At 69.9% G+C, this 25921-nt stretch carries 27 protein-coding genes; 15 read left to right on the top strand and 12 right to left on the bottom strand.

Features of this window, described 5'->3' with window-relative positions; all coding sequences use genetic code 11:
- The first annotated feature begins 50 nt into the window (after positions 1–50).
- Together NLX83_RS27675 and NLX83_RS27670 are read left to right on the top strand one after the other, a co-directional pair.
- On the top strand, positions 51–842 hold the full coding sequence (locus NLX83_RS27675) for a PE-PPE domain-containing protein (protein WP_254238112.1): 792 nt from the start codon (positions 51–53) through the stop codon (positions 840–842).
- A gap of 78 nt (positions 843–920) precedes the next feature.
- Positions 921–2582 carry a serine/threonine-protein kinase gene (locus NLX83_RS27670; RefSeq protein WP_254238111.1) on the top strand — a complete coding sequence of 554 codons (1662 nt, stop codon included), beginning with the start codon at positions 921–923 and terminating at the stop codon, positions 2580–2582.
- Here the strand turns inward: NLX83_RS27670 and NLX83_RS27665 are convergent.
- A complete protein-coding gene (locus tag NLX83_RS27665; protein WP_254238110.1) occupies positions 2564–3436 on the bottom strand; it encodes an LLM class flavin-dependent oxidoreductase in 873 nt (290 codons plus the stop codon). The two genes, NLX83_RS27670 and NLX83_RS27665, sit on opposite strands and share 19 nt — an antisense overlap.
- 23 nt (positions 3437–3459) lie before the next feature.
- Between NLX83_RS27665 and NLX83_RS27660 the strand changes: the two genes are divergently transcribed.
- The 7 genes from NLX83_RS27660 (at position 3460) to NLX83_RS27630 (ending at position 8338) form a co-directional block, all read left to right on the top strand.
- Entirely contained in the window at positions 3460–3768 is a 309-nt protein-coding gene (locus tag NLX83_RS27660) for an NIPSNAP family protein (RefSeq protein ID WP_254238109.1), read from the top strand.
- 75 nt (positions 3769–3843) lie between these two features.
- Positions 3844–4323, top strand: coding sequence for a DUF2975 domain-containing protein (locus NLX83_RS27655; protein ID WP_254238108.1), 480 nt, complete (start codon positions 3844–3846; stop codon positions 4321–4323).
- Positions 4323–4541, top strand: a complete 219-nt coding sequence (locus NLX83_RS27650; RefSeq protein ID WP_254238107.1) for a helix-turn-helix domain-containing protein — start codon at positions 4323–4325, stop codon at positions 4539–4541. The genes NLX83_RS27655 and NLX83_RS27650 overlap by 1 nt, the downstream gene beginning before the upstream one ends.
- Positions 4542–4585: 44 nt before the next feature.
- The gene (locus NLX83_RS27645; RefSeq protein WP_254238106.1) at positions 4586–6313 is read left to right on the top strand and encodes a DUF2339 domain-containing protein; all 1728 of its coding nucleotides are present in this window, start codon (positions 4586–4588) and stop codon (positions 6311–6313) included.
- A gap of 13 nt (positions 6314–6326) precedes the next feature.
- A complete protein-coding gene (locus tag NLX83_RS27640; RefSeq protein WP_254238105.1) occupies positions 6327–7283 on the top strand; it encodes an ankyrin repeat domain-containing protein in 957 nt (318 codons plus the stop codon).
- A gap of 111 nt (positions 7284–7394) precedes the next feature.
- Positions 7395–7604 (top strand): DegT/DnrJ/EryC1/StrS family aminotransferase, encoded by a 210-nt coding sequence (locus NLX83_RS27635; RefSeq protein ID WP_308209391.1) that lies wholly within the window; start codon positions 7395–7397, stop codon positions 7602–7604.
- The gene (locus tag NLX83_RS27630) at positions 7601–8338 is read left to right on the top strand and encodes an SDR family NAD(P)-dependent oxidoreductase (protein ID WP_254238103.1); all 738 of its coding nucleotides are present in this window, start codon (positions 7601–7603) and stop codon (positions 8336–8338) included. Before NLX83_RS27635 ends, NLX83_RS27630 begins: the two co-directional genes overlap by 4 nt.
- Here the strand turns inward: NLX83_RS27630 and NLX83_RS27625 are convergent.
- A complete protein-coding gene (locus tag NLX83_RS27625) occupies positions 8331–9203 on the bottom strand; it encodes an NAD-dependent protein deacetylase (protein ID WP_254238102.1) in 873 nt (290 codons plus the stop codon). The genes NLX83_RS27630 and NLX83_RS27625 overlap by 8 nt on opposite strands.
- A gap of 4 nt (positions 9204–9207) precedes the next feature.
- Complete coding sequence (locus NLX83_RS27620) at positions 9208–12213, bottom strand: AfsR/SARP family transcriptional regulator (RefSeq protein ID WP_254238101.1); 3006 nt, start codon at positions 12211–12213, stop codon at positions 9208–9210.
- Between the two features lie 155 nt (positions 12214–12368).
- Between NLX83_RS27620 and NLX83_RS27615 the strand changes: the two genes are divergently transcribed.
- Complete coding sequence (locus NLX83_RS27615; protein WP_254238100.1) at positions 12369–13979, top strand: C40 family peptidase; 1611 nt, start codon at positions 12369–12371, stop codon at positions 13977–13979.
- Between the two features lie 213 nt (positions 13980–14192).
- Complete coding sequence (locus tag NLX83_RS27610) at positions 14193–14432, top strand: hypothetical protein (protein WP_254238099.1); 240 nt, start codon at positions 14193–14195, stop codon at positions 14430–14432.
- A 125-nt stretch (positions 14433–14557) separates the two neighbouring features.
- Here the strand turns inward: NLX83_RS27610 and NLX83_RS27605 are convergent, their stop codons facing one another.
- The 3 genes from NLX83_RS27605 to NLX83_RS27595 all read right to left on the bottom strand — a co-directional run bounded on the left by NLX83_RS27605 (position 14558) and on the right by NLX83_RS27595 (position 16291).
- Positions 14558–15358 carry an HNH endonuclease signature motif containing protein gene (locus tag NLX83_RS27605; protein WP_254238098.1) on the bottom strand — a complete coding sequence of 267 codons (801 nt, stop codon included), beginning with the start codon at positions 15356–15358 and terminating at the stop codon, positions 14558–14560.
- On the bottom strand, positions 15355–15777 hold the full coding sequence (locus NLX83_RS27600) for a DUF222 domain-containing protein (RefSeq protein WP_254238097.1): 423 nt from the start codon (positions 15775–15777) through the stop codon (positions 15355–15357). Before NLX83_RS27600 ends, NLX83_RS27605 begins: the two co-directional genes overlap by 4 nt.
- Positions 15778–16111: 334 nt before the next feature.
- The gene (locus NLX83_RS27595) at positions 16112–16291 is read right to left on the bottom strand and encodes a hypothetical protein (protein ID WP_254238096.1); all 180 of its coding nucleotides are present in this window, start codon (positions 16289–16291) and stop codon (positions 16112–16114) included.
- Between the two features lie 25 nt (positions 16292–16316).
- Between NLX83_RS27595 and NLX83_RS27590 the strand changes: the two genes are divergently transcribed.
- Both NLX83_RS27590 and NLX83_RS27585 read left to right on the top strand, forming a co-directional pair.
- A complete protein-coding gene (locus tag NLX83_RS27590) occupies positions 16317–17006 on the top strand; it encodes an iron chelate uptake ABC transporter family permease subunit (protein WP_374118818.1) in 690 nt (229 codons plus the stop codon).
- Positions 17006–17995, top strand: a complete 990-nt coding sequence (locus NLX83_RS27585) for a FecCD family ABC transporter permease (protein WP_254238153.1) — start codon at positions 17006–17008, stop codon at positions 17993–17995. Before NLX83_RS27590 ends, NLX83_RS27585 begins: the two co-directional genes overlap by 1 nt.
- Here the strand turns inward: NLX83_RS27585 and NLX83_RS27580 are convergent.
- A complete protein-coding gene (locus NLX83_RS27580) occupies positions 17959–18789 on the bottom strand; it encodes a hypothetical protein (RefSeq protein ID WP_254238094.1) in 831 nt (276 codons plus the stop codon). The genes NLX83_RS27585 and NLX83_RS27580 overlap by 37 nt on opposite strands.
- A 55-nt stretch (positions 18790–18844) precedes the next feature.
- Complete coding sequence (locus tag NLX83_RS27575; RefSeq protein WP_254238093.1) at positions 18845–19201, bottom strand: peptidase inhibitor family I36 protein; 357 nt, start codon at positions 19199–19201, stop codon at positions 18845–18847.
- Positions 19202–19340: 139 nt separating this feature from the next.
- Here NLX83_RS27575 and NLX83_RS27570 point away from each other — a divergent pair, with 139 nt between their 5' ends.
- Positions 19341–22058 (top strand): AfsR/SARP family transcriptional regulator, encoded by a 2718-nt coding sequence (locus NLX83_RS27570; RefSeq protein ID WP_308209387.1) that lies wholly within the window; start codon positions 19341–19343, stop codon positions 22056–22058.
- A 5-nt stretch (positions 22059–22063) separates the two neighbouring features.
- Here NLX83_RS27570 and rnhA read toward each other — a convergent pair whose 3' ends face one another.
- Positions 22064–22516, bottom strand: a complete 453-nt coding sequence (gene rnhA / locus NLX83_RS27565; RefSeq protein WP_254238091.1) for a ribonuclease HI — start codon at positions 22514–22516, stop codon at positions 22064–22066.
- Positions 22517–22581: 65 nt separating this feature from the next.
- Between rnhA and NLX83_RS27560 the strand changes: the two genes are divergently transcribed.
- Positions 22582–23031 (top strand): hypothetical protein, encoded by a 450-nt coding sequence (locus tag NLX83_RS27560; protein WP_254238090.1) that lies wholly within the window; start codon positions 22582–22584, stop codon positions 23029–23031.
- Between the two features lie 6 nt (positions 23032–23037).
- Here the strand turns inward: NLX83_RS27560 and NLX83_RS27555 are convergent, their stop codons facing one another.
- From NLX83_RS27555 to NLX83_RS27545, 3 genes are all read right to left on the bottom strand, one after another.
- Entirely contained in the window at positions 23038–23757 is a 720-nt protein-coding gene (locus tag NLX83_RS27555) for a hypothetical protein (protein ID WP_254238089.1), read from the bottom strand.
- The gene (locus NLX83_RS27550; protein ID WP_254238088.1) at positions 23750–24661 is read right to left on the bottom strand and encodes a hypothetical protein; all 912 of its coding nucleotides are present in this window, start codon (positions 24659–24661) and stop codon (positions 23750–23752) included. Before NLX83_RS27550 ends, NLX83_RS27555 begins: the two co-directional genes overlap by 8 nt.
- 357 nt (positions 24662–25018) lie before the next feature.
- Positions 25019–25903 (bottom strand): universal stress protein, encoded by an 885-nt coding sequence (locus NLX83_RS27545; RefSeq protein ID WP_254238087.1) that lies wholly within the window; start codon positions 25901–25903, stop codon positions 25019–25021.
- Positions 25904–25921 lie beyond the last annotated feature (18 nt).

Raw genomic sequence — 25921 nt, 5'->3', positions numbered from 1 at the left:
CGATGACCAGAAGGTGGTGTGCTGCGGCCCGCCGGGGAGCAGAGGACCCGGTGGGAACACAGCGAAAGGACCTCATCAAGGTGAACAAGACCAACCGCTTCGGGGGTGTCGGCCTCGCGCTGACAGCGCTGGTCACGACGATTCTCGGGGCGACGCCAGTGAGCGCCAACGCCAAGCAGGCGGAGGCGACGCGCTACTTCATCCTCATCGGTGGAACCTGCGACGGTGATGCCACCGTCTACAACGACGCGTGGCTGCGCGGCGGCGTCCGGCGCACGGTGCATTACCCGGCCGGTGGCACCGGACTGCCCAACTGCAACCAGACCCCGATGGACGCCAGCGTCCGGCAGGGTCACGAGGCCGCGAAGCGCGTTGTGATCGACAGCTACAACGCCGACCGGGGTGGGAGGTTCGTCATCGTCGGGTACTCGCAGGGCGCGATCGTGGCGAACCACGTTCTCAACGACATCGCCGACGGGAGGCTCGGGGTCGACAAGTCCCGTTTCGAAGCCAAGATCTACGCGGACCCGATGGCCCCGGTCGGGCCTCCCGGGCTCGGCATCGGCGCCGTGGTCCCGGCAGGCGTCGGCATCCCGTTCGGCGGCTACGTCTCGCCCGGCCCCGGTCGGCGGGACTTCGGCGGCATCCCGTTCATCCGGTACTGCATCCAGACCGACGGGGTCTGCCACTTCAACACCCTCGAGGCGCCGGGCGGGTACTTCGCACAGCACTGGTGCTACCAGGAGCGCCCGATCATGGCGGACAGCCTCGCCGACGGCGTCTACATCAACGGCTCGCACGAGCTGGGGCGGCAGAACTGCCGGCCGCCGCACCCGCGCTAGCCGGAACCACCGCGCGGGTGGGAGCCCTGTGCTCCCACCCGCGCGTTTTCCCGTCCGTGGCAGCGAAAGGCGGTGGTCATGGCGGATGAGGCACAGCCGGGCCGGGTGGTCGATGGCCGCTACCGGCTGATCAGGCGCGTCGGTGCCGGAGGGTTCGGCCGCGTCTGGGAGGCCCGCGACGAGGTGCTGGGCATCGACGTCGCGGTCAAGGAACTGTGGCTGCCCCCGGCGCTGTCGGAGAACGAGCAGGCCGAGCGGTTGAGCCGCGCCACGCGCGAGGCCCGCAACGCCGCGCGGCTGCGCGACCACCCGAACATCGTCGCGGTGCACGACGTCGTCATCGAGGACGACGTCCCCTGGATCATCATGGGCCTGGTCGCCGGGAAGTCCTTGGAGGAGCGCCTCAAAGCCGGACCGCTGCCCGCCGACCAGGTGTCCAGGATCGCCGCGGACCTGCTCAACGCCCTGGAAGCGGCGCACGCGGCCGGAGTCGTGCACCGCGACGTGAAGCCCGCCAACGTGATGCTGACGGCGGGCGGCGACGCGCTCCTCGCCGACTTCGGCATCGCCGTGCACCACACCGACACCGCGCTCACCGCGACCGGAATGCTGATCGGCTCGGTGGAGTACATGGCTCCCGAGCGGCTCAACGGCACGGACGGCCAAGCCGAGGGCGACCTGTACTCCCTTGGCGTGACGCTGTTCCAGGCGGTGGAGGGGCTGTCCCCGTTCCGTCGCGACACCCCCACCGCGACGCTCACCGCGGTCCTGCTCGGCGAGCCACCCCCGCTGTCGAGCACGGGCAGCCTCGCGACGCTGATCACCAGGCTGCTGGAGCGGGACCCCGGCAAACGCCCGACGCTGCCCGAGGCGCGCGCACTGCTGGAGGCGTCGCACGAACCGACGAAGGAGTACGAGAAGAAGGAGAAACTCAAGCCCACCAAGAAGATCGAGGAGAAACCGCGGACCCCTCCGCCGGTGGTGCGCAACCGCGGTGGGTGGGCGCTGGCGGCGTTCGCCGCGGTGATCGTCGTGTTGCTCGCGGTCAGCGGCGAGCTGAAACCGTTGCTGGACCAGGCTTTCTCGTCGCCCAGCTCGACGCGGTCGACTCCGTCGAGTACCAGCGCCAAGCCCTCCACTAGGAACAGCACGACGACCAGGCCGAGCCCGACGACCACCACCACCACCACCCGCAGGTTCACCTCGGCCGACCTCGACCGCGAGTCCACCGACAAGACCCCGGTGAGCGTCGCGGCGCTGCTGCCGACTTCGTTCAGCGACGCGAAGAACGTGCGCTACACCAGGAAGAGCAGCGACGTCCGCGAGTGCGTCACCAAGCACATGGACCAGGAGACCAGGAACATCCTGCTCCGTTCGCGGTGCGGCAACGCCGTCGCGGCGACGTACGTGGACAACTCGAACCAGATCCTGGTGATGGTGTGGGTCGTGCCGATGCCGGACGAGTCGGCCGCGGACACCGCCTACAAGAGCGTGGACGGCGGTTCGTGGGGAATCCTGTGCCCTGGCGGCGGTCCCGGCTCCGAGATCTGCGACCAGAACAAGGACACCACGCGCGCGACGCGGAGCGGCTGGAAGCGCCACACCCACCGCTACCTGATCAAGTCGGTGGCCATGTACATCAACCTGACCCGCGACGCCAGCGCCAAGACCTGGCTCGACGCCGCCGCGCAGGAAGCCACCCGAGCGGCCGGGCCGAGCAACTACTCCGGCGACCGCTGAGCGGGCGGACCCTGCTCGACGCGACGCAGCACCGGCGCGAGCCGGTCGAGGTCGTCACCGGTCTGGAGCTGCCGCTCGTCCCACCACGTCGCCCCGGCCTCGGCGAGCGGCGCGATCAGGTCGTGCGCCGCGCCGGGATCGCCCGGAGTGGCGCCGCCGAGGACCACCTCGAACGGCCCGTCCTCGCGGTGCTCGTGGACGTAGGAGACCAGGTCGCGGACGTCGTCGACAGCGGGAACCTGCCCGTGCCGCGCGTTGGTGAACAACGGGACCACGCCGTCCCAGCGCGCGGCGCGGCGCATCGGCCTGCGGTGTGGCCAGAAACCGCCGACCCAGACCGGCGGGCGCGGGCGCTGCACGGTGGCGGGCAGCAGGGTGACGTCGCGGACCCGGTAGTGCTTTCCTTCGTGGTCCACGGTTTCGCCCGACCAGTAGCGGTTCAGCAGGTCCAGTCCCTCGTCGAGGCGTTCGGCCAGCACGACCGGATCGGTCGGTTCGCCGAAGCTGCCGAACTCGTCCTCGACCGGCCCGCCGAGGCCCGCGCCGAAGATCACCCGCCCGCCGCTGAGCGAGTCCAGGGTCGCCACCTGGCGCGCAAGCTGTTCCGGCCGCCGCCGGGCGACGGGCGTGACCAGGGTGCCCAGCCGCAGCCGCGAGGTGGCCAGCGCCGCCGCGGTCAGCAGCATCCACGGGTCACCGAAGGGTTTTCCCCGGCGCTGCTGCTTGTCGTGCACCACGTGGTCCCAGATGAACAGGCCGTCCCAGCCCGCCTGTTCGGCCGCCGCGGCCACCCGCGCGACCGTCCTGGCGTCTGCGAAGTCGCCGAAGTTCGGGATGTTCACGGAGAAGCGCACGCTCCCAGAATAGGCTGCCGAGCATGATCACCTGTGTCGTCGAGTACGTGATCGACCCGAAGCAGATCGACGCCTTCGAGCGGTTCGGCCGCCGGTGGATGGAGCTCGTCGATCGGCACGGCGGTACCCACCACGGGTACTTCCTGCCGGGGGAGGGCGCCAGCGACAAGGCGCTGGCGCTGTTCAGCTTCCCCAGCCTGGCCGCGTACGAGGAGTACCGCGGGCTGTTCGGCGTCCACCCCGACTTCGTCGAGGCCGACCGCATCCGGGACGAGAGCGGCTGCGTGCTGCGCTACGAACGGAGCTTCATGCGGCCCCTGCTCCCTGGGTGACTGCTTCCGGACGGGCATGTCGCAGAGCGATAACTATCGATTGACTTTCGATAGGTCGGGATCGACACTCGAGCTATGTCCCTGGCGCAACGGGCGGTCGGCCCGCTTCGAGTCTTCCTGGTGCTGCTCTTCGGAATCCTGGTCGTGTTCCAGGTGCTGTCGTTCCCCGGCAAGTTCGCGCACATGGCGCAGACGGAGCCGGAACGCGCGCACCTCCAGTGGCCGCTGACCGCGATCGCGGTGTTCTTCCTGCTGTGCGTGCAGGTCGTGGTCGTCTCCACCTGGAAGCTGCTGACCCTGGTCAAGAAGGACCGCATCTTCACCAGGGCCTCGATGGTCTGGGTGGACGCGATCGTCTGGGCCATCGCCGCCGGTTGGGTGGTGCTCGTCGGGATCTTCCTCTACGTCGGCTTCCAGGCGGACGACCCCGGCATGCCGATGGTGCTGTTCCTGCTGGTGGTCGGGCTCGCCGTGATCGGCATGCTGATGGTGGTCATGCGCGCCCTGTTGCAGCAGGCCACCGCGCTGCGCACCGATATGGAAGAAGTGATCTGATGCCGATCGTGGTGCGCATCGACGTCGAGCTGGCCAAGCGCAAGATGAGCGTCGGCGAGTTCGCCGAGCGGGTCGGGCTCACCCCGGCGAACGTGGCGGTGCTGAAGAACGGCCGCGCGAAGGCGGTGCGGTTCAGCACCCTGGAGGCGATGTGCCGGGTGCTGGAGTGCCAGCCCGGCGACCTCCTGGAGTGGGTCGAAGAACCCGCGGATGAGTAGTCGTACGGAGTCGCCCGCGCGGCCGGTCATCCAGTCTGGTCCGCATGCACAACGATGGAGATCGACTTCTCCGCCTGGCCGCGGAGATCGATGACCTTCGCCGCCGACTGGGTCGGGTCGGCGGCGAGCTGCGGGCTCTGCGGGAGGACCTGCGGGCTGAGCCGGAGGCCGAGCCGGAAGTCCAGCACCTCCAACCGGAAGAGCCCGCGGCGCCCGTGTGGGTGCCGCCGGTGCACCGGGAGTCGTGGGGGAGCGCGCTGGGCAAGGAGGGCGCCGGGAGCAGGGTGCTCGCCTGGGTCGGTGGCGCGGTCACCCTGCTCGGGATCGTGCTGTTGCTCGTGCTGGCGATCCAGCGCGGGTGGCTCGGCCCGCTGCCGAGGGTGCTGGTCGGCGCGGCGTTCGGCGCCGGGCTGGTCGGCGCGGGGCTCTGGCTGCACCGCGACCCGGTCGGCCGAACCGGCGCTTTCGCTTTGGCCGCAACGGGTATCGCGACGCTCTACCTCGACGTGATCGCGGCGACGACGCTCTACGAGTACCTGCCCCCGCTCGGCGGCCTAGCGGTCGGCCTGCTCGTCGCGGTCGGTGGGCTGCTGTTGGCCTCGCGGTGGGAGTCGTCCCTGCTGGCCGTCGCGGTGGTGGCCGGGTGCGCGGTGTGCGCGCCGTTGATCACCAAGGGTTTCACCCCGGATCTGGTGACGTTCCTGCTGGTGCTCCAGGTGGCCACGGCTCCGGTGCAGCTGCGCCGCGACTGGTCCGCGGTGGCCGTCGCCGCGGGGGTTCCGCCGCTGATCGCCTCGGTGCTCAGCACCCTGAACGCGCCGATGTCCGGCACGTCCGCGAATACCATCGCGGCGGTCGCCGCCGGTGCGACCGGGATCGTCCTCGCGCTGGTCGTGCTGCGGCGCAGGCAGGCCGATCCGGCGGCGCTCACGCTGCTCGTCGCGTCCGCGGCTCCAGCGTTGATCGCCGCGCTGGTGCTGCCGAAACCCGATGCCGTGCTCGTCTCGGGTGGGGCGGCCGTGGTGCTGCTCGGGGTGTGGGCCGCGGGCCGCCTGCTGCCCGGCCGGGCGGGAGACCTCGCCGGGCTGGCCGGTCTGGTCGCGGCCATGCAGGCGACGGTGACCCAGTTCGACGGGACGGCTCGCGCGGCGGTCCTGCTCGGCGAGGCGGTTCTGCTGTTGCTCGTGGCGTTGTGGAGCCGCAACCGGTTCGCACTGGTCGGGGCGGTGGGCTTCACCGTCCTCGGCGGGGTGATCGCGGTGGCGAGGGATCTCCCGCCGTCGCTGCTCGTCCTGGTCGGTGCCCGCACGTCCGGCCAGCTCGCCGGTGCGTGTGCGGTGGCCGTGCTGATCGTCGCCGTCGCGCTTCTCCTGCCGTGGGTGGCGTTGCGGCTCGGCGAGCTGCGCGCTCCCTCGGAGGTGCTGGCGCCGTGGGTGCTCGCCGGGGTCACCGCGCTCTACGGGGCGGCCGGTGCCGTGCTGTGCGCGACGTTGCTGATCATGCCCGGCCGGTCCGGTTTCCTGGTGGGCCACGTGGCGGTCACGGTGTCGTGGACGGTGATCGCGCTGGTGCTGCTGGTTCGCGGGATCAACGTGGCGGTGCTGCGGGTGAGCGGTCTGGTCCTGGTCGGCGCGGCGGTGGTCAAGCTGGTCATGTTCGACCTGTCCGCGCTTGACGGGATGGCAAGGGTTGCCGCGTTCCTCGGCGCCGGACTGGTCCTGCTGGTTGCGGGAACTCGATACGCGCGGCTGGTCGGAGCGCAGCGGACCTGACAGGCTGCGCGTCGTGAACGGGGACAGAGGCGGTTGGGACGGCCTGGGTTGGGACAGCTGGCGGAACCTCGCGTGGGTCCGCGAACGGCTGGCCGCGGGAGCTGATCCCGGTAGCGCGGGCCAGTATTCCCCTCCGCCGCTGTTCGCCGCCGCGGAGCGCGGTTCGGCTGATGTGGTCGCGGAGCTGGCCGGGCGGGTCGACGACATCGACGCGGAGCGCGCCGGGCGGACCGCCTTGTGGCAGGCCGTTCACGCCGACCGCCCGGACAACGCGCGGGCCTTGGTGGCCGCGGGCGCGGACCCGTGGCGGCCGATGATGGCCGGATGGTCGCCCGGACGCCTCAGCCTGGCAGGCCCTACGCCGGATCTGTTCGCGCCCAACGGTTCCGCACTGTCCACAGAGGAGAGTGCGGTGGCAGTCGAAGCCCGGCGCCTGAAGTCGGCGCTGGGCGACCTGTGGGTCGAGGGACTGGGCCTGGCATGCGTCGCGGACTTCGACGTCGAGGAGTCCGCGTGGAGGCTGGGCGCGGAGGCCGTCGAGGACGTTTCGGCTGCGGAGAAGGAGATCGAGCTCGATCCGCTGGGCACGGTGGCGTCGTTGACCGTGTGGGCCACCGATGTGCCCGGCGGGTGCGTTTTCGCCCAGCCGTGGGGCTTCGCCCCGTCGATGCCAGGAGTCCTCGAACGGTTGTCCGTCGACACCGTGTGCTACGGCTTGTACTGCAACCCGAAGAGCGGCAATCAGGGCAGCATCTACCGCGACGGTGAGTTCGTCGGCCGCGACCTCAGCCCCGGTGGAAGCCCCGATGACCGTGACACACCAGAGGAAATCCTCAGTTCGTACCTCTACCGGCACAATGCGGTCGCCTACAGCTGTGCGTTCGCCGGGCTGCGGTTGACCGATGCCCGCGCGATCGTAGGCGAGCCGGATGTGTGGCTGCGCCTGCCGGAACGCGACTACTGGCACTGAGTGCTCAGGGCGCGGCGATGTCGACCATGGCGGCTTTGAACAGCCGCACGTCCACCACCTCTACACGCTGTTCTACGATCCGGACGTGGTCGGTGCGCCGAGGTCGAGGGAATCGAGATCGTGCTGCGCTACTTCCCGCTGCACCTGCTGCCCGAGTTCCGTGCGCTCGGCCACGACTACGGCGAATGCCCGGTCGCCGAGGAGACGTACTTCAACCGCCAGGTCCAGCTGCCGATCTACGCCCACCTCACCGACAACCAGATCGACCACATGATCGGCGCGGTGCGGCGGTCGATCGCGACCCTGCGGAGCGGACGATGACCACGGCACTGGTGACGGGAGCCTCTCGCGGCCTCGGCGCGGCGATCGCCCGGCGGCTGGCGGCTCAGGGCCGTCCGGTCGCGGTGAACTACCACAGCAACGCCGCCGCGGCGGCGGCCGTGCGCGACGACATCCGCGCCACCGGCGGCATCGCGGAGGCTGTGCGCGCGGACGCCACCGACGCCGAGGACATCGCGCGGATGTGCCGGACCGTTGAGCAGGCGCTCGGCGGGATCGACGTGCTCGTGCTCAACGCCACCGGCCCGCAGCCGTCCATCGGGATCGAAGCCCTCGACCGCGCGGATGTGTTGGCACAGCTGGAGTTCTTCGTCCTCGGACCGCTCGCGCTCGTCCAGGCCGTGCTGCCGGGGATGCGGGAGCGGCGCGCCGGGCGGATCGTGTTCATCGGCTCGGAGGTCGTCGATCTCGGTGTGCCGGAGAGCAGCGCCTACGTCGCGGCGAAGGCGGCTCAGGTCGGTCTCATGCGGTCGTGGGCGCGGGAGCTCGGGCCGGACGGCATCACCGTCAACCTGGTCGCGCCCGGCTTCATCCCGACCGACCGCCACGACGACCTGCCGCGGGAGGAGCTGGACGACTACGCGCGCGGCGTCCCGCTGGGGCGGCTGGGCGAACCGGCCGAGGTCGCGGAGGCGGTCGCGTTCCTGACCTCCCCGGCGTCCGGGTTCGTCACAGGGCAGCGCATCACCGTCAACGGCGGCAACACGCTCACGTGAGGCGGCGTGCCAGGTCGGTCAGCGCGATGCCGAGCGGCATGTCGACTCGGCCCCTGGCGTGGCGGTCGCCCCGCGTCCGGCCCTGGTTGATGATCAGCACGGGCTTGCCCGCCTTGGCGGCGTGGCGGACGAAGCGCAGCCCGGACATGACGGTGAGCGAGGAACCGAGCACGAGCACGGCCTCGGCCGCGTCCACGAGGTCGTAGCACTGCCGGACCCGGGCAGCGGGCACGTTCTCGCCGAAGAACACCACGTCGGGCTTGAGCACGCCGCCGCAGGAGGCGCAGTCCACCAGCGCGAACCCGCGCACGGCCGCCGCGGGCAGGTCCACGTCGCCGTCGGGGTTGATCCTCGTCGTCTCGGCGGTGAACCCCGGATTGGCGGCGCGGAGTCGCCGATCAAGGTCCTCGCGAGGGCTGATTCGCTTGCAGCCCAAGCAGATCACCCGGTCCAGGCTGCCGTGCAGCTCGACCACGCCGGTCGCGCCCGCGGCCTGGTGCAGGCCGTCCACGTTCTGCGTGAGCACGGCGCCGAGGTGGCCGCGGGCCTGGAGTTCGGCGACGGCGAGGTGCCCGCTGTTGGGCCGGGCACGGGCGATGGTGCGCCAGCCGAGGTGGCTCCGGGCCCAGTAGCGCTGGCGCCCGTCCACGCTGTCGACGAACTCCTGATAGGTCATGGGGGTGTGCCGGTTCAGGCTGCCGGTGTCGCCGCGGTAGTCGGGGATGCCGGACTCGGTGGACAGCCCGGCGCCGCTGAGCACCAGGACCCCGCCCGCCGCGACGACCTCGGCCACGTCGTCGAGACTGGCCACGGCGGCGGGGGGCTCCCCGGTGGGAGTCCAGCTCAAGGTCGGCCGCATGCGCACGCCCTCAGGTTAGATCACGTGCGGCGGCCAGCCAGCTCATCGGAGTCTGGTCGGCCAGCTCGGCGGCTTCGCGGGCACGCGAAGCCTGGAACAGCGCCAGCGCCTCGTCCCAGTGCGCGGTGGCCTCGTCGGGGTGGTCCGCGGCGATGGCGGCGGCGAGGTCCCGCAGGGTGCGCGCCCGCCACAGCGGCAGCCCGAGCTCCGTCCACCGGGCGAGGGAGCCGCGCAGCAGCGCGCTCGCCAGCTCCCCGTCACCGGTGGCGAGGGCGAGTTCGCCGCTGGTCCTGGCGACCAGCGCGGAGCCGAACCGGTCGCCCTGCCGCACGCACACCTCGCGGCAGGAGTCCAGCAGGGCCGCGACCCCGGACGCCTGGCCCTGCCTGATCCGCGCCTTGGCCAGGGCCTGCGTCGCATAGCTCGCGCCGAGTTCGTCACCGGCGGCCAGGAGTACGGTCCTGGCCTGTTCGCTCAGCTCGACAGCGGCGTCGGCGTCCCCGAGCGCGCGGTGGCAGAGGCTGAGCCCGCGCAGCGCCATCCCCGTACCGCGGTGATCGTTGAGCGCCCGGTACAACCGGACGCAGCGCCGCAGGTGCGTGATCGCCTCCGCGACGTCGCCGCGGTCCCGGCTGATCGCGGCGAGCTGGTAATCGGTCGCGGCCACCACCCAGGGCATGCCGTGCCGGTCGGCCAGCTCGGCGGCCCGGAGGAGGTCCTGGCGGGCATCGTCGAACTCGGCGAGGTCCTGCCAGACGGTCCCGGTCCCGGCCAGCGCGACGGCGAGCGTCCGGCCGTCGCCGGCTGCCGACGCCAGCTCGCCCGCCCGCCGGAAATGGCTCATCGCGGCGGAGAAGTCGTCCCGCTCGTAGTGCAGCTGCCCCAGCCCGGCGAGCACGACGGCCTCCGCGCCGTGGTCGCCGCAGTCGCGTGCCGTGGCCAGCGCGGCGTCGTGCGTGCGCTGCCACCCGTCGAACTCGTTGCGCACGGCGAACGGCGAGGACAGCAGCGAGGTGAACAACATCGTTGTGGTGCCGTCGATCCCGAGGTCGTGCGCGCATTCCACCGCACGCACCACTGCCGCGGTCTCGGACCGGAACCAGTCGAGGGGCCGCTCCTCGACCTCGGCGAGCAGGCGCGGGTCCAGGTCGACGCGCACCGGGATCGGCGGACACAGGCCCAACGTGATGCGGGGCATCCGGCGCGCTCCGGCCTGCACCAGCGCCGTCCACGCCGCCAACGTCCGCCCCACCGCCTCGGTGATCGTCTCGGCCGACTCCTCGGCGCGGGCGCGCTCGGCGCCGAACAACCGCACGAGGTCGTGGAAGCGGTAGCGGACCCGGCCCAGCGCGTCGATGCCCAGCACGTCCAGCAGGCGGAGTTCGACCAGCCGCTCGACCGCGTCCTCGGCGTCCTCCAACGGGATCTCCAGCAGCTCGGCGGCCACCCACCAGCCGAAGTCGGGCAGGTTCAGCAGCGCCAGGAGGTGGAACGCGCGGCGGTGCGTGCCGTCCAGCTCCGCGTAGTTGAGCCACAGGCTGGACCGCACCACGAGATCTCCCGCCGCGAGTTCGTCCAGCCTGCGGCGTTCGTCGGTCAGCCGGGACGCGAACGCGCGCAGGGGCCAGTGGGGGCGGGCGAGGAGCTTGGCGGCGGCGGTGCGGATGGCCAGCGGGACGCCCCCGCAGAGCTCGGCGACGGTGGCGGCGGCGCGGTGGTCCTCGGCGACCCGGCGTGCGCCAATGACGCGCCCGAGCATCAGGATCGCCGTCTCCAGCGGGAAGACGTCCAGCTCCACCAGGTCGATCCCGTCGAGCCCGGTCAGCCGGGAGCGGCTGGTGATGATCACCATGCAGTTCGGCTCGCCGGGCAGCAGGGCGCGCACCTGGCGCTCGTCGCGGGCGTTGTCGAGCACGATCAGCAGCCTGCGGCCGCTGACCATCCTGCGGTAGAGGTCGACGCGGTCGTCCACGGCGTTGGGCATGGCCGCCGCGCTGACGCCCAGCGCACCGAGGAAACGCCCGAGGACCTCGTGCGGGCTGGCATCGCGGCACGTCCCGCGCAGGTCGGCGAACAGCTGGCCGTCCGGGTACTCGGCGCGCAGCCGGTGCGCGGCGTGCACGGCCAGCGCTGACTTCCCGGCCCCGCCGAAACCGGAGATGACGACGGTGCGCCTGCCGAGCCGCAGCACATCGGCCAGCTGTCGCTCGTGCCCGGTGAAGTCGGGGATGTCCGGCGGCAGGTGCGACGGCACGGACGCGGGCCGCGCGTCCGATTCGACTGCGCCTTCGAGGATCGCCCCGTGGAGTTCGCGGAGCTTCGCCCCAGGCTCGACTCCCTGCTCGTCCACCAGGCGTTGCCGCACGCCGCGGTAGACGGCCAGCGCGTCGGCCTGCCTGCCCGCGACGTAGAGCGCCCGCATCAGCAGGCCGTGGGCTTCCTCCCGGAGCGGGTGCTCGCCGGTCAGGCGCCCCAGCCGGGACAACGCCTCCTCGGTCTGGCCGCGGCGGAGCATGCAGCGGGCCAGCCCCTCCTCGCCGCCGAGGCGTTCCGCCTCCAGCCAGGCCGCTCGCTGTCGCACGAAACTCGCGTCCGCGCCGCCGAAAGCGGGGCCGCGCCAGAGCGCGATCGCTCGCTCGTAGTGGGTGATCGCGGTGTCGTGATCACCCTGGCGTTCAGCCTGTCGAGCGTTGTCCACGTGCAGCTGGAAACTCGTGACGTCGCTGTCGGCGTGACCGATGTCGAGGAGGTAGCCGGGTGCTCGCGTGATGAGCGCGGACGGCATGCCCGCCTCGGACAGCGCGCGCCGGAGTTGCGACACGTAGGTGTGCACGAGCGCGGCCGCGGAGCGCGGCGGGGCGTCGTCCCAGAGCAGGTCGATCAACCGGCTCGTCGGCACGACCTGCCGCAGTTGAACGAGGAGGGCGGACAGCAACGACTTCGTCTTGGCGCCTTGTAAGCCGACTTCCTCGCCACCCGACCTGATTTCGACGGGGCCCAGGGCCAGAATGCGCACGCCACCTCCCGGAGCTGCAAGTGAGTTCGTCGAACAATGTGACGAACGAAAGCGGTTGTCTGGTTCTATCGTGCAGCGCGAACAGTGAACCTGAAGGGAAGCTGGAGGCGCGACCGCGAGGCTGTGCGCCTCTGCGTTTCGGAAGGACCCCCTGCATGAACCTCCAGACCCGAACGCGAGCCCTGCTCGCCGCAATCATTGTCGGAGCGGCCGTGATCACGGCCCCCACGGCAACATCAGCCTCCGAGACACCCGTCGTCCCACCTGGTTCGCAGCATCCCGCCCCCGGTACACAACACGAGGCGCACCAGAACACGCCCGTGCCGGGGATGCGCGCTCCTGCGCGCCCCGTCACCAGGACCGCGGTCATGGCCACCGCCAAGAGGTGGGTGGACATGCGGGTTCCATACAGCAATCACCCGCCTTATCAAGATGGATATAGAAGAGATTGTTCGGGATTCGTCTCGTTCGCCTGGGCGGCCGATCAGAGCTATACGACGAACAGCCTCGACGACATCGCCCACCGAATCTCAAAAGACGATCTTCGCGCGGGCGACATGCTGCTGTGGCAGAACCCGCGTTGGCCCGCGGAATACGGGCACGTGCGGATCTTCGGCGGCTGGCTGGACGGGGCGATGTCCCGCTACTGGGTCTATGAGCAGACCCCGCCGCACGCCATCTACGCCGAGTACACGTGGTCGCGCACCTATCCCACGTACCAGCCGTACCGCTACAACCACATCATCGACGACGAAGCACCGCCGCCTCCGCCGCCTCCGCCGTCTGCGACGGTGAAGGTCGCTCGGCATGTCGCTGACATCGATGGTGATGGGAAGCCGGATGTGTTGGGGCTCAACACCGGTAGTCGGGAGAGTTTGTGGTTTGTGCCGAACACCAGTGCTCCGGGGAGTTTGTCGCGGGGGCTGAGTGTGCATGTCAGTGATGGGTGGCAGGGGGTGTTTGAGCATCATCTGGCTGATTGGGATGGTGACGGGAAGCTCGACATCCTGGGCCGGTCGGGGGATGACCTGTTGGTGTGGCTGAACACCAGCATCCCGGGGAAGCCGTCGTTTGGGCGGTTTGTGCACCTGAGCGCGGGGTGGAATGCGTTGGAGCGGTTGGTGTTCGCGGACTTCACCGGGGACGGGTTCGTCGATGTCGGGGGCTGGAACACCGGCAGTCGTGACCAGTTCTGGGTGGTGCCGAACAACTCCCGTCCGGGGGTCCCGGGTCGGGGGCCGAGTATCCATGTCAGCAACGGCTGGCACACCATCGACACCTACCTGGTGGCTGATTACGACGGTGACGGGAAGGCCGATCTGCTGGGTCGGGGCGGGGATGACCTGGTCGCCTGGCGCAACACCGGTAGTGGTGGTCGTCCGTCGTTCGCGCCGTTGTCGCGTCTGGGGTCGGGGTGGAACGCCATCGGTGTCCTGGTAGTGGCGGATTTCACCGGGGACGGCAAACCCGATATCGGCGGGTTCGACCGGGCCACGGGTCACCATTTCTGGGTCACCCCCAACACCAGCACACCAGGGAACCTCACCCGCGGCGGGAGCTATCACGTCTCCGACGGGTGGTCGAACGTCTCCGGGCACCTGTTGGGTGATTGGGACGGGGACGGCAAGACCGACATCCTCGGCCGCGCCGGAGACGCCCTGCTCGCGTGGCGCAACACCAGCGCCGACGGGCGGACCAGCCTCGCCCCGTACACCCACTTCGGTACCGGGTGGGCCACGCTTGGCACATTCCTGACCAAGCACTGAATCTGTCCCCGTGGGCGCGGTTCCCCAGTCGCGCTCACGGGGGCTTCCTTCCTGTGCACTCCGGAGATTTCATGTCAACGCGGCCGCTGTGTCCGGCACGACGTTTGGCGCGTCGCGTCAGGCATATGTGAAACCGTTGTGCGTCAGGCGAAACGCGATTAGCGTTCGGAAACCTGCTGGGGGTCAGCAGAGGACTGGGCTGAAGGAGTTGCCATGCGCGCACGAAAGCTTGCCGCCGCCTTTCTGGTCGCGGGTTCGGTGGCCGCGATGACCGGTGGTGTGGCCGCCGCGTCCGCCGCCCCCGAGGGGCACTGGAAGGTTTTCGCCACCTATCCCGCGACGCCTCAGGGGTGGCGGGACTGTGGCAACGCCGTGGTCAACGTCGCCAAGGGAGACTGCAAGCTCAACAGCGACACCGGCGCCACCGTCGACCTGTGGGGTTGGGAGTCCTGACCCGGCGTGGGGTCGCTTGACCTGGTGCGCCTTGCCTTCCAGCCCACGCCTGTACCACGCTGGAGCCGTCACGTTCCAGCGTTGCGCTGATCCCGGGGCGTCCGTCCATTTCGGACGTCCCGGCGTTATAGCTTCAGTGGGTGATCGACTCGGATGTTCCGCAGCGGTGCCTGGTCAGGGTCGATCCACTTCGGTGGGATGAAGCTGGGTATCCCGTGTTCGAAGATGATCTCCCAGTCTTGGTCGTGGATCACGTGATGGTGATGCACGCAGAGCAGGACGAGGTTGTCGAGGTCGGTCGGCCCGCCGTCGATCCAATGCACCACATGATGAGCTTCTGTCCACGAGGGTGGCCGATCGCATCCGGGGAAGGCGCATCCCTTGTCCCGCACCGCGAGTGCCCGTTTCTGGGCAAGTGAGGCGAGGCGTCGTTCGCGTCCGTAGGCGAGGGGTTCGCCCTCCCCGCCGAGCACGATCGGGATGACTGTGGTGTCGCAGGCGGTCTGCCGCAGCAGGTCCGCGCTCATCGGCTGGCCGGTGTGGGTTTCCCCGCAGCCGGTCTTGTGCTGCAGGTTGTCGAAGTCCATCGTGACGATCAGCAGCGAGCGGGGTAGTCCGGGGATGTCCTGGATCGACATCGCCATGGTCATGGCTTCGATGAAGGCATCGGCCAACCGCTGCTCGAAGGTCCGGGGGTCTTTCTCGCCGTTGACGGACTTCGGTTTGGCCAACGCCGAGAGGAAGTTCCACACCTTCTCGCCGTTGATCGGATCAATCATCGCCTTGAGATGCAGGCACCCGTCCTGATCCCGACCCATCCGCGCTGATCGCCGCGCGATGGCTTCTTGTTCGTCGCGGTAGACGCCGTCGGGGTCGACGTGCTGTCGCACGCGTTTGCCGACCACCATCAGATCACGCGGGTTCACCTTGCGTGCCGCCTTCGCCAGAGCCGCGTCGGCCTTACCCGCGTACTGCTCGGGGATGCGCTTGATGGCATCGGGATCACCAGCGCGTGTTCGCCGCTGATCGCTCCGGTGTAGACGGCTTGCCGGGTGTTGGGCAGTTTCGGTAGCTCGCGCACCAAGCGGCTGCGGCGGTTGGCTTCGGCAGGGGTGATATTGAGTTCGCTGCGCAGCAGGATCGCGAGATCCTTACACCCGCGCGAGGTGTGCAGGCCACGTTCTTCGGCGTGGGTGGCGACATCGGTCTTGACGGCGGTGAGCAGGTTGCTGATCCGCTCCAGCTCCTTCAACAGCGCGACGTGGTCCTTTTCGGAGAGTCGGTAGCTGTCGTTGACCTGGATCTCGGCGGTCAGCATGTCTGTGATTGCTTTGGTATCCAACATGATTCACCCCCTCTGTGTGGATACCTCCATTATCTCAAGACGCAAGATCGACATCCAAGTACCAGCGGGTAAATCCCTGCCCGTCAACGGTTCCAGCGTGTCACCGAATTCGGCATTCGGGGAGGGTCCCCCAACCGGGCGACACCAATCGCCACAACCGGCGAAACGTAAGGGGCGCAACGGAATCGAGGCTTTACCTGGGGTGCGCGTGCCATACGCTTCCCGCGAGGGCCGGGGTTTCATCCCGTGCCCCCGTGAGGCCCAAGGGCACGCGCAAGGGGCCCCAGGTCAAGCCGACCCCCACGCTGGAAACCCAGCCGACCCACCGCTGGAACTAAGAGCGCCGCAAGCGAAGCACGGAATCCGAACGCGTCCCTTCCTGTCCTTCCGGTCCGGGCAGCGAGCGCTCGACGAGGTCCTCCAGCTCAACCTCCCACCCCTCCGGCGGCAGGCCGAGCGAGGCGAGCAGCTCGCCAGTGGTCGGGAAGTGGTGTTCGAAGGGCGGGGTTTCCATCCACGACGGCCAACCGGCGTGGCTGATGATGAGCAGGAGGCCGCGCGGCGCGACGGCGCGGGCGGCGCTGGTGACGCCAGGGGTGGATGACGCCAGCCTGATCGTCTGGGACGTCCGGCTGCCCAGGATGCTCCTCGCGATCGCGGTGGGCGCCGCTCTGGCAGCCGCCGGGGCGTTGATGCAGACGACGACGCGCAACGAGCTGGCCGAGCCGGGGATTCTCGGGGTGACCGCGGGAGCCGGGTTCGGCATCACGCTGGGCATGGTGCTCGGAATGGCCGGAACCCAGTACGGGCAGCTGGTTCTCGCCGTCGTCGGCGCCGGTGTGGCCGCCGCGGCGGTGTACGCGGTCGGGCGGTCCTCGCCGTTGCAGTTGCTGCTCGCAGGGGTCGCGCTCAGCTCCGTGCTGGCCGGGATCTCGTTGGGGCTCAGGCTGATCACGCCGGAGGTCTTCGACAGGTACCGGTTCTGGTCGGTGGGGTCGCTTGCCGGGCGCGAGCAGATCCCGCTGACCGTGCCCGTCGTGGTGATCGTCGGTTCGCTGATCGGCGCGCTCGCGGTGAGCAAGCAGGTTTCGGTCCTGTTGCTGGTGGCGGACGTCGCGGCGCGCGTCCTGTTGCCGACGGGGGAGGTGCCGGTGTCGATCGTGACCGCGGTGCTCGGTGGGCCGGTGCTGATTTCCGTGGTGCGCCGCCGAAGGACGGTTTCGCTGTGATAGTGCTGCGCCGTGGTTCCTTCTCGATCAGGTTCCGGCGGCGGACGGCTCACGCCTCCGTCGTGCTGCTCGTGATCGCGGGCGCGCTCGGCGTTCTCGGGCTCTGCCAAGGTGCCGTGTGGTTGTCCCCGGCGGAGCTGTTCTCCGGGCGCGCGTCGGTGGTGGTGCTGGAGTGGCGGTTGCCGAGGGTGGTCGCGGCCCTCGTCTTCGGCGCCGCGCTCGCGTTGGCCGGGGCGGTGATCCAGAACCTGACGCGCAACCCTTTGGGCAGCCCGGATGTGCTTGGTATCGAAGCGGGTTCCTACACCGGGGCGCTGCTGGTGATCACCGGAGCGGGGGTCGCCCCGGGCTTGCTCACCGGCGCGGCGATGCTCGGCGGAGTGCTCAGCGCCGCCGTGGTGTACGTGCTGTCGGTGCGATCGGGGCTCGATCGGACGCGGCTCGTCGTCATCGGGATCGCGGTCAACGCCATGCTCGTGGCGGTCGACGCGTGGATCGTGCTGCGTGCGGAGCTTGAAGTGGCGATGGCGGCGACCGGGTGGAGCGCCGGGTCCCTCAACGGGATCGACTGGGACGACCTCCAGGTGCCGCTGGTCGTCGTCGGCGCGCTGATGGTGCTGTTCGTGGCGCTTTCAGGCGAGCTGAACCAGTCCACGGTCGGCGATGAGATGGCCATCGCCACCGGTGTCCAGCTGGGCAGGTTGCGGCTGGTCACCGTGCTCGCGGCGGTCGCATGCTCCGCCACGGTGACGGCAGTGACCGGGCCGATCGTGTTCATCGCGCTGGCCGCGCCGCAGATCGGCCGGAGGCTCTTCGCGACGCCGGGTGTCGGCCTGCTGCCCGCCGCGCTGACCGGCGGCGTCCTGCTGCTCGCAGCCGACATCGTCGCCCGGGTGCTGCTGGCACCGGTCGCGCTCCCGGTCGGTGTCGTGACCACCGCGATCGGCGGTTGCTACCTGTTGTGGTTGCTGCTCAAGGAAGTGCGGTGAGCTTCGGTCATCAGCGCGTGTGCTCGGACGACGTCGCTTTCGTTGTCCGCCAGCCAGCTCCGCACGATGCGATCGGCCGCGACGGCACGGCGATCGTGCAACCGCGTGGCGGCCCGGCATTCGGCGTCGGCCGAAGCGATGGCGATCTCATCGGCTTCGCGGGTCTTCGCCAGTGCCACGGCTTCGGCCGGTGTCGCGGCGCGGTGTCCCTTGGTGTTCATGCACTGCGCATATGAGCCGTACGCGGCACGGACATCCGGGTCGTCGTCGGCTTTGGCGGCCTGTCGTTGTGCCAGCTCGGGGAGGTAGTAGACGGTGAGGAAGTTGGCCACGGAGCCGTAGAGCCGCTTCCGTGCGCTGCCAACGCATCCGCTGGACGAGGCGGCCGTTTCGAAGCTCCCGGCCAACGTCACGCGGACGTCGTTGCCGGTGTTTCCGCGCAGCAGCTGGTAGAAGCGTTCCCGGACGTCGGGCGACAGCGTGTCGGCGTGCGCTTCCACCGGGCCCTTGGCTGAACGGGGCGCGTCGGGATATCCGTCGCGGCGGGCGTCTTCGAGGCGGAGCGGCGCCGCGGCCTTGACCAGGCCGACCGTGGGGCGCTCGTCGCGCGGCGGCGGAACGCGCGGGAAGAACAACCCCGCGCGGCTCATGCACTCGCCGATCAGCAGGTTCTCCGCCTCGTCCAGCGCGGCGGGCCGGTTCACCAGCTCACGGAGCTGGTCGGCGGCGGGCATCGTCGGTGCTCCGCCGCAGGCCGTCAGCAGGACGAGCAGAGCCGCGATCATTCGGACCACGCCTTCCCCCTCACCGAACCAGGGGGCGCCGCCCTGGCGCCCCCTGGTCACCGGACTACTTGACGTCGAAGAAGTCGATCTTGTCGTTGGCGCCGGGGATGGTGCTGGCGTCGGTGTAGGGAGCCCACTTGTAGACGTCGTCGTGGATGCCGAGGCGGATGTTCACGCCCACCCACTGGTTGCCGGTGTTGTTCGAGCCCGACGAGGTCCGGTTGTCCGGCGCATCGACCCGCGCACCCCTCCCGGCGCGGGACTGGATGAGCACGGCACCGGTGAAGTTGATGTGCTCGTAGGCGCAGAAGTAGCCGGTCGCGCACTTCAGCGGCGCGGCGGTGGCCGGAGCGGCGGCGGAGAGCAGGCCCGCGGTGGCCAGGGCGGAGACCGCCACGGCGCTGAGGACTCGTGACTTCATGTTCGTTCCCCTCGGTGGGTTGGTGGAGCTGCGCCCACCCTGGGACCTCTATCGTGTGATTCGCTTGCGAGATTCTGCAAAGCGCAGGTCCGAGCGTTATTTCTGTTGTCCGCACATGCACGGAACAGGGGGCGGCAGGGTGTTGCGTCTGTTGGGCGAGGTGGCCGCGGACGTCCACGGGCGGCCGGTGGACCTCGGCCCCGCCAAACAGCAGTGCGTGCTGGCCGCGCTCGCCGTCGAGGTCGGTCGGGTCGTGCCCGCGGAGCGCCTCGCCGTCCGGGTCTGGGGCGAGGACGTTCCGCGACGCGCGCGGGCGACGCTGCACAGCTACATCTCCCGCCTGCGGCAGGCACTGGCCGATGTGGACGGTGTGGCCATCGAGCGGCGCTCCAGCGGATACGCCCTGATCAGCGACGCGGTGGACCTGCACGAGTTCCAAGCCCTGCGTGCCGCCGCGCGCGAGGAGGCCGACGACACGAGTGCGGCGCGGTTGCTCACCGACGCGTTGGAGCTGTGGCGCGGGGAGGCGCTGACCGGCTTGGACGGGGAGTGGGCGGAGACCGAACGCGCCCGGCTGGAACGTGAAAGGCTTACCGCGCAACAGGATCTGGTCGACGCACGGCTGCGCCTGGGACAGGGGGAGTGGCTGGTGGTCGAGCTGGCCGCGCAGGCCGAGGAGCACCCGCTCGACGAGCGCGTCGCCGGACAGTACATGCGAGCGCTGAACCAGGCCGGGCGGACCGCGGACGCGCTGGAGCACTACCGGCGGACCCGCGCCCGCCTCGTCGAGGAACTGGGCACTGAACCAGGAGCCGCGCTCGGGGCACTGCACCGGAAGTTGCTGGCGGCCGATCCCGCGCTGACCGTCGCTCCCGGCGAACGGGTCGTGCCCCGCCAGCTGCCCGCCGCGCCGGCGCCGTTCGTCGGCCGCACCGACGAGCTTGACCGGCTCGGCGACACAGTGGTGATCGCCGGGGTCGGTGGCATCGGCAAGACCTGGTTGGCGCTGCACTGGGCGCACCGGCACGTCGACCGCTTCCCCGACGGCCAGCTGTTCGTCGACCTGCGCGGCTTCAGCCCGGACAGCACGCCGATGGACCCCGCTGTCGCGGTGCGCGGGTTCCTTGGCGCACTGGGCGTCGACCCCGGACAGGTGCCCGCGGACCCGCACGCGCGATCAGCCCTGTTCCGCAGCCTCGTCGCCGATCGGCGGATGCTGCTGGTGCTGGACAACGCCGTCGACACCGCGCAGGTCGCTCCACTGCTGCCCGGCAGCGAGCAGTGCACGGTGATCGTGACCAGCCGTTACCGGCTCACCGGGCTGGTCACCGGGCACGGAGCGCACCACGTGCCGCTGGACATGCTGGGAGAGACGGAAGCCCGCGAGTTGCTGCGCGACCGGCTCGGCGCGACCCGGGCGGAGGCCGAGAGGACAGCGGTCGACCGGCTGATCGCCCTGTGCGGCGGCTTTCCCTTGGCGCTCACCATCATCGCGGCGCACGCGCAAACCCGGCCGCTACTGCCGTTGGCCGCGTTGGCCGACGAGCTGGACGACCTCGGCTTGAGCGCGTTGGACGACGACGACCCCACGGCGAGCCTGCCCAGCGTGCTTTCGTGGTCCCACCGCGCGCTCACACCTGACGAGGCGTCCGCGTTCGCGTTGCTCGGCATCGCCCCCGGCCCGGACATCGGCATTCACGCGGCCGCTTCGCTTGTCGGACTGCCGATCAACGCCACCAGGACACTGCTTCGCGGGTTGGAGCAGGCGTCGTTGCTCGGCCGGGACGCGCGTGGTCGCTATGTCATGCACGACCTGGTTCGGCGCTATGCGGCCGAAATCGCGGACGAAGTGCCCGAGGCGGCACTGCGGCGCGTCGCCGACTTCTACCTGCACACCGCATACGCGTGTGATCGGCTGCTCGCCCCGCCCCGCGAGCCCGTCACGCTCGACCCACCCGCCCCGGGTGTCCACCTCCAACCGCCGGACCACCGTGCGGCGGCGATGGTGTGGTTCGAGACCGAGCACGAGTGCCTGCTCGCCGTCCAGCAGGTGTCCCTCGAGCGCGGATGGCAGCACACCACGTGGCGAATCGCCTGGGCGCTCAACACTTTCCTCCAGGTGCGGGTGCTCACCCGCACCTGGCTGGACGTCTGGCAGAGAGCGTGGCGGGCCGCCGAGCACTTGGCCGAACCGGCCATGCGCGTCCTTGCCCACCAGTACCTCGGGCTGGCGCACTCCGACCTGGGCCGCTCGCAGGAGGGGACCCGGTACCTCCAACAGGCGCTTTCCCTTGCGGAGCAACACAATGACGAGGTCAACCAGGGCCACGTGCACCGCGCCCTGGCGCGAGCGTGGGAGCAGCAGGGCGACCACCACCAAGCGCTGGAGCACTCCGAGCGGTCCCTGAGCTTCTACCGGCGGCTCGGGAACCCGACCTGGGAGGCCACCGGCCTCAACACCGTCGGCTGGGACCTGGCCAAGCTGGGGCGCCACGACCGGGCCAGGGACCACTGCCGGGAAGCGCTCGCGCTGCTCCGGCAGTCGGCGCCGTCCGCGGAACAGGCCAACACCCTCGACAGCCTCGGCTACATCGAGCGCCGAGCGGGCAACCACGAGGAAGCGATCACCTACTACCGCGAGGCACTGGCGATGTACCGCGATCTCGGCAACCGCCTGGGTGTCGTCGATCCCCTGGACGGCCTCGGTCACGCGCACGCCGCGCTCGGCAGGCACTCGGAGGCGCGGGCGGTGTGGGAGGAGGCGGTGGAGCTCTACCGCCAACTCGGACGTGACGAGGACGTGCGGCGCGTGCGACAGCAGCTGGACACGCTCGACCACGCCGGGCTCGCGCAGTAGTCCGGTCAGAATCCCCGCGCCTCGGCAACCCCGAGAACCGCCAGCCGGTCCGCCCGCTCGTTCTCCGGATGGCCGGAGTGCCCCTTCACCCAGTGCCACTCGACCTCGTGCTGAGCCACGGCCGCGTCCAGCTCGCGCCACAGGTCCGAGTTCTTGACCGGCTCCCGGGAGCTCGTCATCCAGCCGTTGCGCTTCCACTTCGGCAGCCACGACAGGATGCCGTTCCGCACGTACGTGCTGTCGGTGTAGATGTGCACAGTGGACGGCCTTTTCAGGCACTCCAGCGCTTTGATCGGCGCCGTGAGCTCCATGCGGTTGTTCGTGGTCGGACCGGCGTCGCCGCCGTGCAGTTCCCGTTCGTGCTCGCCGTAGCGCAGCACGGCACCCCAGCCGCCCGGTCCCGGGTTCCCGCTGCACGCACCGTCGGTGTAGATCTCCACGATCTGGTCAGGCTGCACGTTCGCCAGCCTATGCGCGGTGGTTCTCGGGACCGGTCCCCGGGGCGTCCGAGCAGGATGTGCAGGTGGAACGGCTCGGTGAACTCCTCAGTACGCACCCGGTCGACAACCGTTGCCACCTCACTACGGGTGTGGTGATCATCGTCGGCACGCTGTTGACCGCCGAGCTGGGGATCGTCGTTGCGGGGCTTGGTGTTCCGCTCGCGTTGGTGCCGCTGTCCCGGGTGCTCCGCGGCGGCCTGCGGGAGCGGTTCGACGTCCACGAGGACGGGATCGTCCACCACGCCCGCGGTGGCCACCGCAGCTGGACGTGGTGCGAGGTCGCGACGCTGCACGTCCGGTGGGATCCGCGGCGGCGGAGGCTGTCCCGGTGCGTCGTCCGGTTCTCCGACGGCACGCGCCTGGTGATCCACCGCACCGCCGTCGACGGCCCGCTCCTCGCGGGCACGCTGCTCGCCCAACGGCCCGACGCCGCTTCACCGGGACTGCCACGGAAGTGGTGGCACCGAGCGTGAGGACCGCTATCCCTTGCGGCGAGCCATGAAGAACGTGGTGATGCACATGACGCCCGCCGCGAACGCGACGATCGCACCGACCGACATCAGCGCGAGCGTCCCGTCCCCGTACCCCGGATCGTCCGCGACCAGGTGCGCGAACATCGCCACGACCGCCCCCAGCAACACGATCCCGACAACGAGCCAGCCAACACCGAACCGGCGCCACCGCTGCTCGCCGTGCGGCTGCGGCCCGGCAGACGGACAGTGTTGGCGCACAACGCGTTCCAGCTGCTCGGACTCCTCAGTGAGGCCGTCGAAGCGAATCCGGGCACCATCGGTGAACCGGACGACGCAGCGGTGGTTGGTGCCGAGGAACCGCGTGGCGCCGGTGTCGCGCGGGGCGCGGTGGGTGTCGATGCTGATCACCTGCTCCCACCGCCAGGACTGGGAGCCGCGCGCGATGCCGTGCTCGTAGACCTCGAAGACCTCGTTGAGCCCGCTGCGAAGCGCCTTCACGAGCAGCAGCACCCCACCGACCACGCCGACGATCGCGGCGCCCAGGGAGAAGCCGATGGTCTGGTCGATGGCGCTGGAGTTGCCCGCCCAGCGCCGGGGCCCGTCGGTCACCAGCACAGCGGCGAACACGGCCGCGACGATCCCGATGAGCAGCACGAAGACGCCGAAGGTCAGGATGCGCCGGTTCGCCACCGCGTGCGTGCTCCGGAGGTCACCGAGATCAGTCACCGAAGATCACCTTTCGTCCCTGGTCGGAGTCGAACAGCTTCGCGTGGTCGTGCCCGATGCCGGGAGCCACGACGAGCTTGTGCGCGGCCGAGGGGAACGCCGCGAAGTGGTTGCGGCCGCGCTCCAGGCGGTGCTTGCCCTGCGCCTTCGCGGAGCACGAGTCGTCGATGCTGTGGTTCTGGTGGATGTCGTCGCCACCGAGCAGATACGTCACCGCACGGTCGGTGTACTGCTGCTGCAACGGTTTGCCGGCCATGTAGCGGTTGAGGCGCTGCACACCGTACTTGTAGTTGTCGTACTCCGGGCACTTCCCGATCGGCGCGGGGCGCTTGGCGGTGAAGTAGAGGTACGACGAGGCGTTGGCGGTGACGAACCGCGTCGAAGGCGTCGCTGCCGGGCTGCCCGCGGCGTAGCGCTGGACGAACTGGCCGCCCGCGGAGTGCCCGATCACGGTGATGCGGTTGAGCTTCGGGAAGCGGGACTTGTCGGAGAGCCGGGCCAGGACCTCGTCCATCGCGGCGAAGGAGCTGATGTCGCCCTTCGAGACGGAGTCGCCGCCGTCCTTCCACGAGGTGGCGTCGCCGTTGGTCCAGTACACGTCGCCCTTGGCGGGCTTGTCGTCGGAGGTCTGGAAGTGCGGCGCGATCACGAGGGTGCCGCGCGCTCCGGCGTGCTCCGCGGCCTTGACCGTCGCGTCGAAGTAGCCCCGCGCGTTGCGTCCGGTCCCGTGCACGACGACCACCGCTGCCGTGGGCTCGGTGGCCCCGTTGAGCGAGTGGGTGTGGTGGTAGGGCAACCGCGCGCCCGAGCTCAGCGTGAAGCGGTCGACCACCTCCGCCCCGTGTGCGGTGGGCGCGACGCCGACACCGAGCAGCGCGAAGACGCCGATCCAACGGAGAGTCATGCGGTGCACCGTAGCCACGGCACCCGGGAGGGCTCCCGAACATCACCTGGTCAGCCCAGGAACCCCGTTTCGTACTCATAACGGGTTCGGCAGCCCCGAAAGCCCGTTATGAGTACGAAACGGCACAAGCCGGGCCGCCTCACCCCACACACCCTCATCCCGCGCTGAGGTCGCCGAAGAACCCGTTTCGTACTCTTGTCGGGTTTTTGGAGCGCTCTTTTTCCCGCTATGAGTACGAAACGGGGTTCTCTAGACCACGCCTGCGGGGGAAGGGGTGAGCGGGCGGGTGGAGTGCATGGGGAGAGTTTACTTGGTGTGCGGAGTGCTTGGAGGACTTACAGGACATGGTGTCGGGCGTTAGTCCTCGACGCGCACCACGGCGAGCGTGCACGGCGCGTGGTAGAGCACCGCGTGGCTGACCGATCCGAGCAGCGCGCGCCGCAGGACCCCACGGCCGTGACTGCCCACCACAAGCAGCGCCGCGTCTTTCGCCTCCTCCAAGAGCGCGTGCGCAGGTCCGTCGAAGGACACAACACGCTCGACGCGGACGTTCGGGTGCGCGCGTTGCGGCTCTTCGAGGCACTTGTCGATCATGCCTTCGGCCTCGGCGCGCACCTGCCGCCAGTTGTAGTCCCACGCGCGCACCGGAGCGAGCGCGTCAACGGGCAGATCCGACCACGCGTGTACGGCGATCACATCGCCACCGCGGCGGCCGGCGAACTCGAACGCGAACTCAATGGCTTTGACGCTCGTCGGTGATCCGTCCACGCCGACAACGACGCGCCCGCCTTCGGAGAGCCCGTCGCGCACCACCACGATCGGCCGCGTAGAAGTCTTCACCAGGTGCGCGGTCGTCGACCCGAGCAGCGCGCGGGCCAGCCCTGTGCGCCCGGATGGGCCGAGCACCACCAATTCGGCGTCCGCGCCCAGCTGGCTGAGGACTTCCGTGGGATGGCCGAAGCACAACGACGTCTCGACGTCCACATTCGGGCACAGGCTTTCGCACTCCGTGACGAGCGTGGACAGCTCGGACTCGGCGTGCGCGCGCACCGCCTCCTCACCGACGATCTCGGGCAGGGGAGTGGTGATGGGGACGTAGACGAGCTGGGGCATCGATTCGCGCAGCACGTGCACGATCAGCAATCGACGTCCTCGGCTCGCCGCTTCCCTTGCCGCCCAAAGGACCGCACGCCGCGCTCGCTCCGAGTCGTCGTAGCCCACGACGACCGTTCCACTGGCCATGTCCTCGAATACCCGGTG

Source organism: Allokutzneria sp. A3M-2-11 16 (genome assembly GCF_024213555.1).
Taxonomy (GTDB): Bacteria; Actinomycetota; Actinomycetes; order Mycobacteriales; family Pseudonocardiaceae; genus Allokutzneria.
Note: the sequence above shows the minus strand (reverse complement) of the source record. Positions and strands in the feature narration are given on the sequence as shown.